At 37.7% G+C, this 17,673-nt stretch carries 5 protein-coding genes; all 5 read left to right on the top strand.

Annotation, left to right across the window (positions count from 1 at the left end):
* On the top strand, positions 1–7,259 hold a 7,259-nt coding region (locus H3T48_RS07830), incomplete at its 5' end, for a DUF1542 domain-containing protein (RefSeq protein WP_198189090.1).
* A gap of 474 nt (positions 7,260–7,733) precedes the next feature.
* Positions 7,734–10,547, top strand: a complete 2,814-nt coding sequence (locus tag H3T48_RS07835; protein WP_198189091.1) for a BspA family leucine-rich repeat surface protein — start codon at positions 7,734–7,736, stop codon at positions 10,545–10,547.
* Between the two features lie 141 nt (positions 10,548–10,688).
* Positions 10,689–13,079, top strand: coding sequence for a BspA family leucine-rich repeat surface protein (locus H3T48_RS07840; RefSeq protein ID WP_198189092.1), 2,391 nt, complete (start codon positions 10,689–10,691; stop codon positions 13,077–13,079).
* A gap of 107 nt (positions 13,080–13,186) precedes the next feature.
* Positions 13,187–15,154, top strand: coding sequence for a BspA family leucine-rich repeat surface protein (locus tag H3T48_RS07845; protein ID WP_198189093.1), 1,968 nt, complete (start codon positions 13,187–13,189; stop codon positions 15,152–15,154).
* A 141-nt stretch (positions 15,155–15,295) separates the two neighbouring features.
* The gene (locus tag H3T48_RS07850; RefSeq protein WP_198189094.1) at positions 15,296–17,623 is read left to right on the top strand and encodes a BspA family leucine-rich repeat surface protein; all 2,328 of its coding nucleotides are present in this window, start codon (positions 15,296–15,298) and stop codon (positions 17,621–17,623) included.
* Positions 17,624–17,673 lie beyond the last annotated feature (50 nt).

Here is a 17,673-nt window from a genome sequence, read left to right on the forward strand (position 1 = left end):
CAGCTGCTGAAAAAGCCAAGCAAAAGGGTGATGTCGACAGTGCCTTAGCAGCAGCCAAGACCAACATTGACAATGCCACAGATGCCGATGGCGTAATTGCAGCACATGATGAAGGTAAAAAGAACATTGCGGCAGCCCATGTACCAAATAAGCTGAGTCTGCAGCAACAAAAAGACAATTCCAAGAGTGATATAGACAAGGTTGCACAAGAAGTTAAGAATGAGATTGATGGCGATCCAACTTTAACGAATGCAGAGAAAGCTTCACAAAAGTCTAAGGTGGATTCTGATGCTCAAAAAGCTAAGGCTGCAATTGATAATGCGACCGATGCTCAAGGCGTAGTTGATGCTCATGATGCTGGTGTAGATCAAATTAGAAAAGATCACCAACCTAACACAACTACTCTGGAAGAGCAAAAGCAGAATGCAAAAGATGCAATCGATGCTGAGTCAGTTAAGATTAAGAATGAAATCGATGCAGATTCAACTTTAACTAATGCTGAAAAGACTGCTCAAAAGAATAAGGTTGACAGAGATGCCGCCGCAGCTAAAGACAATATTGATGCAGCAACTAACGCACAAGGTATTGTTGATGAACGTGATCAAGGTAAGAAAGTAATTGACGGTGATCACGTAACAAGCGACACCCCATTATCAGATCAAAAGCAGAATGCAAAAGATGCAATCGACAATGAAGCAATTAAGATTAAGGGTGAAATCGATGCAGATCCAACTCTAACTAGTGCTGAAAAGGCTGAGCAAAAGGCCAAGGTAGATGCTGATGCTCAAACTGCAAAAGATAATATCGATGATGCAACTGATGCTCAAGGTGTTAAAGATGCACAAAGAGCTGGTATTAAGGCTATTGATAAGGATCATGTTTCAGGCACATCCTTAGATGATCAGAAGCAAGCAGCTAAAGCCAAGATTGACAAAGAAGCTAAGGACACTAAGTCACTTATTAATTCTGATCCAACCCTAACTGATGCTGAAAAGACTGCCCAAAAGGCTAAGGTAGATGCTGATGCAGTTGCAGCTAAAGACGCAATTGATAAGGCAACAACTGCTCAAGGAGTAATCGGTGTAACTAATGATGGCATTAACACTATTGATGCTGATTACCAACCAAGTGATGCAACTTTAGACCAACAACGCCAAGCAGCTAAAGATCGTATAGATGAGGAAGCTGATAAGATCAAGGGTTGGATTAATAAGGATCCTTCATTAGATAGTAAGGCTAAAGCTGATCAAATTGCTGCAGTTGATGCAGCAGCAACAGCTGCTAAGAATAAGATTGATGCTGCTACAAACGCTCAGGGCATTAAAGCTGCTCGTGATAAAGGTATCATTGATATTGATTCTAAGTACCTAACTAACCCAATGTCACTTGTTGATCAAAAGAAATATGCTCAACAATTAATCAGAGATGAAGCTGAAATTGTTAAGGAAGAAATCAACAGTGATCCAGTTCTTGATGATCAAACGAAGAAAGATCAAATTTCTGCAGTTGAAGCTCAAATGCAGAAGGCTATTGACAAGATTGAAGCTGCTGCAACCGCACAACAAGTTCAAGAAGAATACACTAATGGTGTGAATGTTCTTCATGCTCAACACTTGTCAGGTAATGACTTGGCAACTCAAAAGCAATCTGCTAAGGATGCTCTTGTTCAAGAAGCAAATACAATTAAAGCTATTATTGCTGCTGACACCGCTCTTGATGACGATGAAAAGGCAACACAAACTGCTAATGTTGAAGGTGAACTTGAAAAGGCTGAAAATGCAGTTGACCGTGCGAAGAATTCACAAGAAATTAGTGATCGTGAAGTAGCAGGTATTAATGCAATTGATGCACAATATGTTCCTGGTAAGACTCTTGACGATCAAAAGACTGAAGCTAATAAAGCAATTGATGAAGCTGCAACTGCAGCTAAAGCATCAATTGACGCTGCTAAGAACTTAACTAATCCTGAAAAGGCAAAGGCTAAGCAAGCAGTTGATGATGCAGCTAATGCAGCTAAAGACAATGTTGATGCTGCAACTGATAGTGAAGGCATTGAAAAAGCTCAAACAGATGGTATTGATGCAATTAATGCAGTTGTTAAGGATAGTAGTGCAGTTGAATTAACTGCTGTTAAGGAAAATGCTAAGAAAGCAATTGATGCTGAAGCAGCAGCTATTAACCAAGCTATTACTAATGATCAAAACTTAACTCCATCTGAAAAGGCAAGACAATCATCAAATGTTCAATTGGAAGCTCAAAAGGCTAAGAATGCAATTGATCGTGCTGAAGATGCTCAAGAAGTCAAGGATAAGGAAAATGCAGGAATTGATGCAATTGATGCTCAATACATTCCTGGTAAACCACTTGACCAACAAAAAGCAGATGCTTCATCAGAAATTGATGCAGCTGCAGCAAATGCTAAGGATGCAATTGATAAAGATACTGGTAAGACAGCTGCAGAAAAGGCTAAAGAAAAGCAAGCAGTTGATGATGCAGCCGCAACAGCTAAAGACGCAATTAATAAAGCTGAAAATGCTGGAGATGTGAACAAAGCTAAAGAAGATGGTTTAGCAGGAATTGCTGCCGCTAAGAAACCAAATATTACTTTAGATGATCAAAAGGCAGCAGCTAAGGATGCAATCGATAAGGCTGCTAATGATGCTAAGAACAAGATTAGTCAAGATTTAGAGTTAACTCCTGATGATAAAAAAGCTGCTAATAAAGCAATAGATGATGCAGCTGAAGCAGCTAAGGATAAAGTGGATCAAGCAACTAATGCTGACCAAGTTAGTCAAGTTGTAGCTGATGTTACAAACGAAATTGGCAAAGTTATTACTGGCACTGATGACACCAAGAGCAAGAATACAGTCAAAGACAGTATCAAAGACTATGGAGATTCAGCCAAAAAAGATGTAGATGCACTGCCAAATCTGAGTGATGCTGATAAACAAGCCATCAAGGATAAGATAGATCAGGCAGTTGCAGCAGGAACTGCAAATGTAGACGCTGCTAAGACAATTTCAGAAATGATGCAAGCTGCTACTGACGCAATGGCTACAATTGATAGCATTGTTAAGGATAATAGTGGCTCAGGCTCAAACGGTTCTGACTCAAATGGCTCCGAATCAAACAGCTCAGGCTCGAACGGTTCTGACTCAAACGGCTCAGACTCAAATGGCTCAGGTTCAAACGGTTCTGATTCAAACGGCTCAGAATCAAACGGTTCTGACTCAAATGGCTCAGGTTCAAACGGTTCTGACTCAAATAGTTCAGGTTCAAACGGTTCTGAATCAAATGGATCAGGCTCAAACGGCTCAGAATCAAATGGTTCTGACTCAAATGGCTCAGAATCAAACGGTTCTGACTCAAATGGCTCCGAATCAAACAGCTCAGGCTCAAATGGCTCAGGTTCAAACGGTTCTGACTCAAATGGCTCCGAATCAAATGGTTCTGACTCAAATGGCTCAGGCTCGAACGGCTCCGAATCAAATGGTTCTGAATCAAATGGCTCAGGTTCAAACGGTTCAGAATCAAATGGTTCAGAATCAAATGGTTCTGACTCAAATGGCTCAGGCTCGAACGGTTCTGACTCAAATGGCTCAGAATCAAATGGTTCTGACTCAAATAGTTCAGGTTCAAACGGCTCAGAATCAAATGGTTCTGACTCAAATGGCTCAAGCTCAAATGGCTCAGAATCAAATGGTTCTGAATCAAATGGCTCAGGCTCGAATGGTTCTGACTCAAATGGTTCAGAATCAAATGGTTCTGACTCAAATGGCTCCGGCTCGAACGGTTCTGAATCAAATGGCTCAGAATCAAATGGTTCTGACTCAAATAGTTCAGGTTCAAACGGTTCTGACTCAAATGGCTCCGGCTCGAACGGTTCTGACTCAAATGGCTCAGGTTCAAACGGTTCTGAATCAAATGGCTCCGAATCGAACGGTTCAGGCTCAAATGGCTCAAGCTCAAATGGTTCTGACTCAAATGGCTCAGACTCAAATGGCTCAGGCTCGAACGGTTCTGACTCAAATGGCTCCGAATCGAACGGTTCAGGCTCAAATGGCTCAAGCTCAAATGGTTCTGACTCAAATGGCTCAGGTTCAAACGGCTCAGAATCAAATGGTTCAGGTTCAAACGGTTCTGACTCAAATGGCTCAGAATCAAATGGATCAGGCTCGAACGGTTCTGACTCAAATGGCTCAGAATCAAATGGCTCAGGCTCGAACGGTTCTGACTCAAATGGCTCAGGTTCAAACGGTTCTGAATCAAATGGTTCAGACTCGAACGGCTCAGAATCAAATGGCTCAGGCTCAAATGGCTCAGGTTCAAACAGTTCTGAATCAAATGGCTCAGGTTCAAATGGCTCAGGTTCAAACGGTTCTGACTCCAATGGTTCAGAATCAAACGGTTCTGAATCAAATGGCTCAGAATCAAATGGTTCTGAGTCAAATGGCTCAGGTTCAAACGGTTCTGAATCAAATGGCTCCGAATCGAACGGCTCAAGCTCAAATGGTTCAGGTTCAAACGGTTCTGACTCAAATGGCTCAGGCTCAAATGGTTCAGGTTCAAACGGTTCTGAATCAAATGGTTCTGACTCAAATGGCTCAGAATCAAATGGTTCTGAGTCAAATGGCTCAGGTTCAAACGGTTCTGACTCAAATGGCTCCGAATCGAACGGCTCAAGCTCAAATGGTTCTGACTCAAATGGCTCAGGTTCAAACGGTTCTGACTCAAATGGCTCAGGCTCAAATGGTTCAGGTTCAAATGGTTCAGGCTCAAACGGCTCAGAATCAAATGGTTCAGGTTCAAACGGTTCTGACTCAAATGGCTCAGAATCAAATGGATCAGGCTCGAACGGTTCTGACTCAAATGGCTCAGAATCAAATGGATCAGGCTCGAACGGTTCTGACTCAAATGGCTCAGGTTCAAACGGTTCTGAATCAAATGGTTCAGACTCGAACGGCTCAGAATCAAATGGCTCAGGCTCAAATGGCTCAGGTTCAAACAGTTCTGAATCAAATGGCTCAGGTTCAAATGGCTCAGGTTCAAACGGTTCTGACTCCAATGGTTCAGAATCAAACGGTTCTGACTCAAATGGCTCAGAATCAAATGGTTCTGAGTCAAATGGCTCAGGTTCAAACGGTTCTGAATCAAATGGCTCCGAATCGAACGGCTCAAGCTCAAATGGTTCAGGTTCAAACGGTTCTGAATCAAATGGCTCAGGCTCAAATGGTTCAGGTTCAAACGGTTCTGAATCAAATGGTTCTGACTCAAATGGCTCAGAATCAAATGGTTCTGAGTCAAATGGCTCAGGTTCAAACGGTTCTGACTCAAATGGCTCCGAATCGAACGGCTCAAGCTCAAATGGTTCTGACTCAAATGGCTCAGGTTCAAACGGTTCTGACTCAAATGGCTCAGGCTCAAATGGTTCAGGTTCAAACGGTTCTGAATCAAATGGTTCAGGCTCAAACGGTTCTGAATCAAATGGTTCAGGTTCAAATGGCTCAGAATCAAATGGTTCAGGCTCAAACGGCTCCGAATCAAATGGCTCAGGTTCAAACGGTTCTGAATCAAATGGCTCAGGATCTAACGGCTCAGAATCAAACGGTTCCGGCTCGAACGGCTCCGAATCAAATGGTTCTGAATCAAATGGCTCAGAATCAAACGGTTCAGGCTCAAATGGCTCAGGTTCAAATGGCTCCGAATCAAATGGTTCAGGCTCAAACGGCTCCGAATCAAATGGTTCAGGCTCAAATGGCTCAGGTTCAAACGGTTCTGAATCAAATGGTTCAGGCTCAAATGGTTCTGAATCAAACGGCTCAGGCTCAAATGGCTCAGGTTCAAATGGCTCAGAATCAAATGGTTCAGGCTCAAATGGCTCAGGTTCAAACGGTTCTGAATCAAATGGCTCAGAATCAAATGGTTCAGGCTCAAACGGCTCAGAATCAGATGGCTCAGGCTCGAACGGTTCTGAATCAAATGGTTCTGAATCAAACGGTTCCGGCTCGAACGGTTCCGGCTCGAACGGCTCCGAATCAAATGGTTCTGAATCAAATGGCTCAGGTTCAAATGGCTCAGAATCAAACGGTTCAGGCTCAAATGGCTCAGGTTCAAACGGTTCTGAATCAAATGGTTCAGACTCGAACGGCTCAGAATCAAATGGCTCAGGCTCAAATGGCTCAGGTTCAAACGGTTCTGAATCAAATGGTTCAGGCTCAAATGGTTCTGAATCAAACGGCTCAGAATCAAATGGATCAGGCTCGAACGGTTCTGAATCAAATGGCTCAGAATCAAACGGTTCTGAATCAAATGGTTCTAACTCAAACAGCTCAAGCAATAACTCTGGTAATAGTGGATCCGGTTCAAACAATTCAGGTTCAAATAACTCCAGTAATGCAGGAACTGGTTCAGCAGGCTCGGGTGTTAACGCATCTGGTTCGAATGGCTCAGCAACTAGTGAAGGCACTTCAGGTGAAACTGCTGGTGTAGATGCTTCTAAGGCTGTTGATAAGACTCTTACACACAATGCATACTTCTACGATAAGAACGGCAATCGTGCCAACCTATTAGTTGCTAAGAAGGGCTCGACAATTTCTACTTTTGGAACCCAAAAGATTGGTAATCGTGACTTCTACTTAACTGATGATGGTTTATACGTTGCAGTTAACAACTTTATTGGTAAGAAGAGAACTTTAAAGAAGAATGCCTTCGTATACAACAAGAATGGTAAGCGTGTTGGCACTAAGCTTTTGAAGAAGAATGCTAAAGTAACTACTTACGGTGATCCAGTTTCAATTAACGGTAAGTCTTACTTCATTATTGACAATAATCGTTATGTCAAAGCAGCAAACTTTGCTTCAGCTGCTAAAGAAGCAAATAATGTTCTTGCAGATGGTGTAACTTCAAATGCTACATTAGGTCATGATGCTTACATTTATAACGGTAACGGTCAAAGAGTTAACAAGGTAATCCTTAAGTCTGGTTCTCAAGTAACTACTGGCGAAACTAAGACAGTTAATGGTCGTCAATTTGTTGAAATTGGCAAAGATCAATATCTCGATAGCGACAATGTTACTGGAACCACTCGTACATTGACTTCAAGTGCTGCTGTTTACAACAAATATGGTAAACGTGTTGGTAGCAAGACAATCAATAAGGGTGAAAATGTTCAAACATTCGGAAGTGTTGTTGCAATCCAAGGTGTGGCTTACTACTCCATTGGAAATGATGAATTTGTTAAGCAAACAGCTTTTGAATAAAAAGTAGTACATTATTCTTTGAATAATTACTGAAAATAAAGAAGCTCCTATCTTTTTAGATAGGGGCTTCTTTTTGTCTTCCTAAATAATCCTAGTATAAAAAGGAATAAGCTGTTGATGCACCTTTCCGTAATTTTTAATTAAGTAATTAAAATCAGTGTTAGCAGAAGACAAAAGACATATGCCAGCTGGCGTACAGGAAACTGGGCAAGAGTAACAGTACCAAAACTAAAGGGTTATACTGCAAGCAGTGCTTTTGTTCCAGCAGAAAAAGTAACAAGTGATAGTCAAGATCAACTAGTAGATATTTACTACACTGCTGATAAGTAGTAATAAAGGGGTTTCTAGATTTAAAAAATTTAGAAACCTTTTTGTTAGAAAAATCCCGAAAGTTCACAGAAAATTCACAAAAACTTCAAATAAATGTGTAATCATATAGTTAAATAATAATCGTTATTTAAAACGGAGGGAAAAATGAACAGTAGAAACAGAAGTCTACTTATTTCGTCTGCAGTTGCAGGACTAGTATGTGGGGTTGCCTTAACTCAACAACAAGTGAAGGCTGCAACAGAAGATCCAGTAGCAAGCAGTGAAAAAGTAGTAGAAGTGCAGGCTTCAGGAAGTAAGACTGAAGCAGATACAAGTGTTAATGATTCCAATGGTGCCACTAATGTAGATGCAATTAATAGTAATTCAAATAGTGGAAACGAGGAAAATAGCTCCACTAACGAGTCTACTGAAGTAGATAAAAATGGAGCTAATACTCAATCAACAGAAGCTAAGCAGCAAGTATCAGCTAAGACCGGTCAAGGTAATGAGTTAATTGACCAAGGAACATGGGGTACGAGTAAATGGGAATACACTCGTGAGGGTAATGACTACGTTTTACATTTACATGAAGGAACTTTAGGGATACCAAAATGGTATTCTGATAAATTTGCATATGCAGGTGTAGGCCAGCTAAATGAAAACTTTAAGAACCAATTAACTAAGATTAAATTTGATTCTGGTGTAATTGCTAATCAATATTCACAAGGGTTATTTCGTGGTTTAACTAATCTAACATCTATTGAGGGCATGACTAACTTAAATACATCAAGTGTAACTACTATGAGGAGTATGTTTGAAGATTGCTCCAGTCTAACTGACTTAGATTTAAGCAGTTTTGATACATCAGCTGTCACTGATATGAGTTATATGTTTTCTAGTTGTACTAATCTACAAAAATTGGATTTGAGTCATCTAAATACATCTAAACTAATAAAAATGAATAGTATGTTCTCTAATTGTAATGGATTGGTAGATATTAATTTTAATAATATTGATACTTCAAACGTCACTGATATGAGTTATATGTTTAGTAGATGTACTAGTATACCAAAATTGGATTTAGGTAGCTTTAATACTTCGAATGTTACACACATGAACTCCATGTTTGACTGCTGTACTAACCTAACAAAATTGAATTTGGATAGCTTTAATACTTCAAATGTAGAAAATATGTCTTATATGTTTTCTCAGTGTCAAAGTTTATCTGAAGTAATTTTAAAAAGCTTTGATACATCTCAAGTTATCGATATGTCTTCTATGTTTACTGATTGCAGTTCATTACAAAGTTTAGATATAGATAATTTTAATACTAAAAATGTAAAAAACATGTACAGTTTGTTTTCTGGATGTAAGGAATTGACTAACATTGATGTAAGCCATTTTAATACTTCGAATGTAGAAAATATGTCTTCTATGTTTTCATATTGCAATGTTTTAACTAGTATAAAATTAAATAACTTTGATACATCTCAAGTTACTATTATGGATTATATGTTTAAAGGCTGCAGTAGTTTAACGGGACTTGACTTAGGTAACTTTAACACTACTAATGTTAAGCAAATGGATAGCATGTTTGATGGATGCAAAAACTTGTCCGATATCAACTTAAGTAGTTTTAATACTGAAAATGTAAATAGAATGAATTGTATGTTCAATGGATGTGAAAGCTTGTCTAGTCTAGATTTGAGTAACTTTAACACTTCTAAAGTAGCAAGCATGTACAATATGTTTTCTGGATGTAAAAATTTGATTGATTTGAACATCAGAACTTTTGATACTTCAAAAGTGCAGTATATGCAGTATATGTTTTCGAATTGTGAAAGCATAAGTAACTTAAATTTGAGTAGTTTTAATACTGTAAATGCTTCTGCCATGTTTGATATGTTTTTAGGATGCAAAAATTTGAGGAGCTTGGATTTAAGCAATTTTAATATCTCTGATTCTACTTCAATTTTTGAAATGTTCAGTGGCTGCGACAACTTAAATCATTTGGTTCTTGGTGAAAATGTAGTGCTTGTTAACAGCAAGAGTTTTATGGGGGTTAAATTGCCAAAAATTGATCCTAAAACAGGCAAGAAAATCATGTGGAAAGCTACCGAGGGCTATCAAAAAGGCAGACAGTATACTTCAGATGATTTGGTGGCATTATTGGGTCGCAACCAAGTTACCACTTATGACTGGTCAAATGAAAAGAATATTATCAAAACAACTACTGAAAGTAAAACTGTAACCCGCTTAATTAATATTCACCAACCAGTTGGTGGAGTTAAGAGTGTTGAACAAACTGCTGTAATTAGCAGATCAGTCAATACATATGATGATGGCACTACTGATTATGGCGAATGGTCAAAATCACAATGGAATGCCTGTGAGATTCCAATATTTGCAGGTTATGAAGCAAATATCAAAGACATACCAGCTCAAGTTGTAACTGATCAAACCACCAATCAAACCATTGATGTTACTTATGGCCCTGCCAAGCAAATCGTTACTATTCAGTATATCGATAAGGGCAATGTAATTGGTACCCAACAAATAAGAGGTGAAATTGGCGAGAAGATTAAGCCAAACTATGAAGTACCAGCTGGATACATCTTAGTTTGTCCGCCAACCATAATTACAGTAGATAAATCAGGAAATCAAGTAGTTAAAATTAACGTTAAGCATGAGATGGTCAAGGGAACAGAAAGTAGAACTGTAACGAGAACAATCAATGTGCATCAACCAGACGGTTCAGTTACAACGACTAAGCAGGTAGTAACGCTTAGCCGTTCGTATACAGAGGATAAAGCGACGGGACAAAAGACATATGCCAGCTGGCGTACAGGTAATTGGGCAAGAGTAACAGTACCAAAACTAAAGGGTTATACTGCAAGTAGTGCCTTTGTTCCGGCAGAAAAAGTAACAAGTGATAGTCAAGATCAACAAGTGGATATTTACTACACTGCTAATAAGTAATAAAGAGGTTTCTAGATTTGAATAATTTAGAAACCTTTTTTGTTGAAAAATTTACAGAGTTCACAGAAAATTCACAAAAAGTTCAAATAAATATGTAATCATATAGTTAAATAATAATCGTTATTTAAAACGGAGGGAAAAATGAACAGTAGAAACAGAAGTCTACTTATTTCGTCTGCAGTTGCAGGACTAGTATGTGGGGTTGCCTTAACTCAGCAACAAGTAAAAGCAGCAACAGAAGATCCAGCAACAAGCAGTGAAAAAGTAGTAGAAGTGCAGGCTCCAGGAAGTAAGACTGAAGTAGATACAAGTGTTAATGATACAAATGGACTAACTGATCCAGATGCAAATAGTGGAAGCGAGGAAAATAGCTCCACTAACCAGTCTACTGAAGTAGATAAAAATGTTACTAATAGTCAATCAACAGAAGCTAAGCAGCAGGTATCAGCTAAGACCAGCCAAGGTAATGAGTTAATTGACCAAGGAACATGGGGGACAAGTAAATGGGAATACACTCGTGAGGGTGACGACTACGTTTTACATTTGCATGAAGGTATTCTAGGATCACCTAATTATTCTATAGAAAAATATGCTGGAGTAGGCGTAGGACAATTAAATGCAAATTTTAAGAATCAATTAACCAAGATTAAATTTGATTCAGGAGTAATTGCAAACCAAAATTCGGCTGGTTTATTTTATGGCTTAACTAATTTGAAATCAATTGAAGGTTTAGCCAATCTAGACACTTCTAATGTAATGAATATGCTCCAAATGTTTCAAAACTGCTCGAATTTGACTGAATTAGATTTGAGCAAACTTAATACAGCAAAAGTTACTGATATGTATGCAATGTTTTATGGGTGCACTAATCTAAAAAGTATAGATTTAAGCAGTTTTGATACATCAGCAGTCATCGATATGCGAAGAATGTTTGATGGATGTAAGGAAATGGTTAACATTGATGTAAGTCATTTTAATACTTCAAATGTAACGACTATGAGTCAAATTTTCTACGGATGTGAGAAATTAGAAGAACTTGATTTAAGCAATTTTGATACTTCAAATGTAACAGATATGTCCTGGATGTTTGAATCATGCTATAGTTTAAAGACTATTGATGTAAGTAATTTCGATACTTCAAATGTAACAGATATGTATGCAATGTTCAGGGGTTGCTCTAATTTAGTCAGTCTAGACTTAAGTAATTTTGATACTTCTAAAGTGACAGATATGGCATCTATGTTTAATGGTTGTAGTAGTTTGAAGAACATTGATTTGAGCAATTTCAATACATCAAATGTAACAGATATGTATTGGATGTTTCACGGCTGTCATAGTTTGAAGAACATTGATGTAAGCAATTTTAATACCTCTAATGTAACAGAAATGTATGCAATGTTTGATGAATGTTGGAATTTAACTGATTTAGATTTAAGCAACTTTGATACGTCAAAAGTAAAAAGAATGACATTAATGTTTAATGGCTGTTCTGACTTAGTCAGTCTAAACTTAAGTAATTTCGATACTTTTAATGTAACAGATATGAAGTATATGTTTGGTGGCGATAATAAATTAGACCACTTAGTTCTTGGAGTAAATACTAAGTTCTCAGCTGATACTGGCTTACCTGTAAATCAAGCTAATGGTAAGAAGATTATGTGGAAAGCTACTGAGGGCTATCAAAAGGGGAAGCGTTACAGTTCAGATGAGTTAATGGCAATGCCAGGTCGTGATCAAGTTACCACTTACGACTGGTCAAATGAGAAGAGCATTGTTAAAACTACCACTGAAAGTAAAACTGTAACCCGTTTAATTAACATTCACCAACCAGTTGGTGGAGTTAAGAGTGTTGAACAAACTGCTGTAATTAGTAGAGCGGTCAATACATATGATGATGGCACTACTGATTATGGCGAATGGTCAAAATCACAATGGAATGCCTGTGAGATTCCAACATTTGCAGGATTTGAAGCAAATATCAAAGAGATACCAGTTCAAGTTGTAACTGACCAAACTACCAATCAAACTATTGATGTTACTTATGGCCCTGCTAAACAAATCGTTACTATTCAGTACATCGATAAGGGCAATGTAATTGGTACCCAACAAATAAGTGGTGAAATTGGCGAGAAGATTAAGCCAAACTATGAAGTACCAGCTGGATACATCTTAGTTTGTCCGCCAACCATAATTACAGTAGATAAATCAGGAAATCAAGTAGTTAAAATTAACGTTAAGCATGAGATTGTCAAGGGAACAGAAAGTAGAACTGTAACGAGAACAATCAATGTGCATCAACCAGACGGTTCAGTTACAACTACTAAGCAGGTAGTAACGCTTAGCCGTTCATATACAGAGGATAAAGCAACCGGACAAAAGACATATGCCAGCTGGCGTACAGGAAACTGGGCAAGAGTAGCAGTACCAAAACTAAAGGGTTATACTGCAAGCAGTGCTTTTGTTCCAGCAGAAAAAGTAACAAGTGATAGTCAAGATCAACTAGTAGATATTTACTACACTGCTGATAAGTAATAAAGAGGTTTCTAGATTTGGATAATTTAGAAACCTTTTTTTGTTGAAAAAATATAAGTGTAATCATATAATTAAATAATATATGTTATTTAAAACGGAGGAGAAAAATGAATAGTAGAAATAGAAGTCTACTTATTTCGTCTGCAGTTGCAGGACTAGTATGTGGAGTTGCCTTAACTCAGCAACAAGTAAAAGCAGCAACAGAAGATCCAGCAACAAGCAGTGAAAAAGTAGTAGAAGTGCAGGCTCCAGGAAGTAAGACTGAAGCAGATACAAGTATTAATGATACAAATGGACTAACTGATGCAGATGCAAATAGTAGTAATTCAGCCAGTGGAAACGAGGAAAATAGCTCCACTAACGAGTCTACTGAAGTAGATAAAAACGTTACTAATAGTCAATCAACAAAAGCTAAGCAGCAGGTATCAACCAAGGCAGGCCAGGGTAGTGAAGTGATTGACCAAGGAACATGGGGTACAAGTAAATGGGAATACACTCGTGAGGGTGATGACTACGTTTTACATTTGCATGAAGGAACTTTAGGGTCGCCTAGTGATATTTCTGATGAAAATTGTCGTGTAGGTGTAGGTGTACTCCAATTAAATGAAAACTTTAGGAATCAATTAACTAAAATAAACATCGATCCAGGTGTAATTGCAAATGAATGTTCGAATGGTTTATTTTATGGTTTGACTAAATTGACTTCAATTGAAGGATTAGAAAATCTAGATACTTCAAAAGTTTATAGTATGTATAGTATGTTTAAAGATTGTTCTAGTCTAACCAAAATAGATTTGTCACACTTTAATACTTCAATAGTATTTGAATATAGTGAAATGTTCCGCGGTTGTACTAATTTGGTTAGTATAGATTTAAGCAATTTTTCAACTCCTCCTGAGCTTGGAGGACCTAGTACTATAGATATGTTTGATAACTGTATAAGTTTAACTGATTTGAAACTTGGTGCCTTAATTTCTGGTGATGCGTTTGAAATGTTCGCTAATTGTACTAGTCTAACAAGTTTGGATTTAAGCAAGTTTATTATGCCAACGGGAATGACCACAGGCATGTTTAAAAACTGCAGTAAGCTTAATCATTTAATTATTGGACCTAATTATACAAGCTTAATTAACACCAAATTACCTATTCCTCCAGTTGGTACTGTGATTCCAGGTACTAATAAAAAAGTCGCAGCTCCATATTGGGTAGCAACAGAAGGATATCAAAAAGGACAACTTTATACTTCAGAAGAGTTAGTATCACTAGAAGGACGTGATCAAGTTACTATTTATGATTGGGTTTCTACTGATCAGACAGCCAAAGAATCAACTGAGAATAAGGCTGTGACACGATTAATTAGCGTCCATTTGCCAAATGGTGGACTTCAAAATGTCCCACAATCTGCAATTATTAGTCGCAAAGTTTATACATATGAAGATGGCTCCGTAGATTATGGTGACTGGACAACAGCTCAGTGGGATGCATATGAGGTGCCCGCTTTTTCAGGTTATGAACCAAGTAGTAAAGAAATTCCCGCCCAAGCTGTAACTGGGACAACTGTAGACCAAACGGTTGATATTTACTATACTCCTGCAAAGCAAGTAGTGACTATTCAATATTTAGATAAGGGAAAAATTGTTGGAACGCAGCAGGTAAGTGGTGAAATTGGCGAAAAGGTTAAGCCGAATTATGAAGTACCAGATGGATATGTAGCAGTTTGCCCACCGTCCACCATTACAGTTAATAAATCAGGAAATCAAATAGTTAAAGTCAATGTTAAACATCAACTGGTTCAAACTAGTGAATTAAAGACTTTGACAAGGACAATAAATCTCCATTTACCAAATAATAGTGATCAAGTTTACAACCAAATTGCTACAATTACTCGTCTTGTCACTGAAGATAAAGTAACAGGACAAAAGACATATGGTGCTTGGAAAACTGCAAAATGGGATAGATTTGAAGTGCCAAAATTTGCTGGTTATACTGCAACAAGTGCAGTAATTGCGGCTAAGACAGTTACAAGTACAAGTAAAAATGAAGTAGTAGATATATATTACACAGCTAATAAGTAATAAAGAGGTTTCTAGATTTAAATAATTTAGAAACCTTTTTTGTTGAAAAATTTCCAGAGTTCACAGAAAATTCACAAAAACTTCAAATAAATGTGTAATCATATAGTTAAATAATAATCGTTATTTAAAACGGAGGGAAAAATGAACAGTAGAAACAGAAGTCTACTTATTTCGTCTGCAGTTGCAGGACTAGTATGTGGGGTTGCCTTAACTCAACAACAAGTGAAGGCTGCAACAGAAGATCCAGTAGCAAGCAGTGAAAAAGTAGTAGAAGTGCGGGCTCCAGGAAGTAAGACTGAAGCAGATACAAGTGTTAATGATGCAAATGGACTAACTGATGCAGATGTAAATAGTAGTAATTCAAATAGTGGAAGCGCCGAAAATAGCTCCACTAACGAGTCTGCTGAAGTAGATAAAAATGGAATTAACACTCAATCAACAGAAGCTAAGCAGCAGGTATCAGCCAAGGCAGACCAGGGTAGTGAAATAATTGACCAAGGAACATGGGGTACAAGTAAGTGGGAATACACTCGTGAGGGTGATGACTACGTTTTACATTTGCATGAAGGAACTTTAGGATTACCAAAATGGTATTCTGATAAATTTGTTAGTGCAGGTGTAGGCCAGCTGAATGCAAACTTTAAGAATCAATTAACTAAGATTAAATTTGATTCTGGTGTAATTGCAAATCAGGATTCGGCCGGTTTATTTTGTGGATTAACTAATTTGAAGTCAATTGAGGGTTTAGCCAATCTAAACACTTCTAATGTAACAAGCATGTATGCGATGTTTCAAGACTGCCCTAATTTGACTGAATTAGATTTGAGCAAATTTAATACGTCAAAAGTTACTAATATGTATGCAATGTTTTATGGGTGCTCTAATCTAAAAAGTATAGATTTAAGCAGTTTTAATACATCGGCAGTCACAGATATGATGAGAATGTTTGCTGGATGTGAAAAATTAACTAGCATCGATGTAAGTCATTTTAATACTTCGAATGTAACGAACATGATGAATATGTTTTTCAGTTGCGAGAAATTAGAGGAACTTGATGTAAGCAATTTTGATACTTCAAATGTAACAGATGTGTCCTGGATGTTTTACGGCTGTCATAGCTTGGAAAATATTGATTTAAGTAATTTCAATACTTCAAATGTAACAGATATGTCCTGGATGTTTGACGGCTGTTATAGTTTGAAGAACATTGATGTAAGTAATTTTGATACTTCTAAAGTGACAAAGATGAATTCTATGTTTATGGGGTGTTCTAATTTAAAAAGCATTAATGTAAGTAATTTCGATACTTCAAATGTAACAGATATGTATGCAATGTTTGACGGCTGTTATAGTTTGAAGAACATTGATGTAAGTAATTTCGATACTTCAAATGTAACAGATATGTATTCAATGTTTAATGGCTGTTGGAGTTTAATTAGCTTAAATCTAGGTAATTTCGATACTTTTAATGTAACAGATATGAAGTATATGTTTAGTAGAGATAATAAATTAGACCACTTAGTTCTTGGGGTAAATACTAAGTTCTCAGCTGATACTGACTTACCTGTAAATCAAGCTAATGGTAAGAAGATTATGTGGAAAGCTACAGAGGGCTATCAAAAGGGTAAGCGTTACAGTTCAGATGAGTTAATGGCAATGCCAGGTCGTGACCAAGTTACTACTTATGACTGGTCAAATGAGAAGAATATCATCAAAACAACTACTGAAAGTAAAACTGTAACCCGCTTAATTAACATTCACCAACCAGTTGGTGGAGTTAAGGGTGTTGAACAAACTGCTGTAATTAGTAGAGCGGTCAATACATATGATGATGGCACTACTGATTATGGTGAATGGTCAAAATCACAATGGAATGCCTGTGAGATTCCAACATTTGCAGGATATGAAGCAAATATCAAAGAGATACCAGCTCAAGTTGTAACTGACCAAACCACCAATCAAACCATTGATGTTACTTATGGCCCTGCCAAGCAAATTGTTACTATTCAGTACATCGATAAGGGCAATGTAATTGGTACCCAACAAATAAGTGGTGAAATTGGCGAGAAGATTAAGCCAAACTATGAAGTACCAGCTGGATACATCTTAGTTTGTCCGCCAACCATAATTACAGTGGATAAATCAGGAAATCAAGTAGTTAAAATTAACGTTAAGCATGAGATTGTCAAGGGAACAGAAAGTAGAACTGTAACGAGAACAATCAATGTGCATCAACCAGACGGTTCAATTGCAACTACTAAGCAGGTAGTAACGCTTAGCCGTTCATATACAGAAGATAAAGCGACGGGACAAAAGACATATGCCAGCTGGCGTACAGGAAACTGGGCAAGAGTAACAGTACCAAAACTAAAGGGTTATACTGCAAGTAGTGCTTTTGTTCCGGCAGAAAAAGTAACAAGTGATAGTCAAGACCAGCAAGTAGATATTTACTACACTGCTGATAAGTAATAAAGTTTTTTTAACCAAGTAAAAAGGAGCTCCTTTGAGCTCCTTTTTTG

Origin of the sequence: Lactobacillus sp. M0403 (genome assembly GCF_016101265.1) — a bacterium.
Lineage (GTDB): Bacteria > Bacillota > Bacilli > Lactobacillales > Lactobacillaceae > Lactobacillus > Lactobacillus apis.

Coding starts and splice junctions, on each gene's coding strand:
- H3T48_RS07835 (WP_198189091.1), top strand. CDS start 7,734: ATGAACAGTAGAAACAGAAGTCTACTTATTTCGTCTGCAGTTGCAGGA.
- H3T48_RS07840 (WP_198189092.1), top strand. CDS start 10,689: ATGAACAGTAGAAACAGAAGTCTACTTATTTCGTCTGCAGTTGCAGGA.
- H3T48_RS07845 (WP_198189093.1), top strand. CDS start 13,187: ATGAATAGTAGAAATAGAAGTCTACTTATTTCGTCTGCAGTTGCAGGA.
- H3T48_RS07850 (WP_198189094.1), top strand. CDS start 15,296: ATGAACAGTAGAAACAGAAGTCTACTTATTTCGTCTGCAGTTGCAGGA.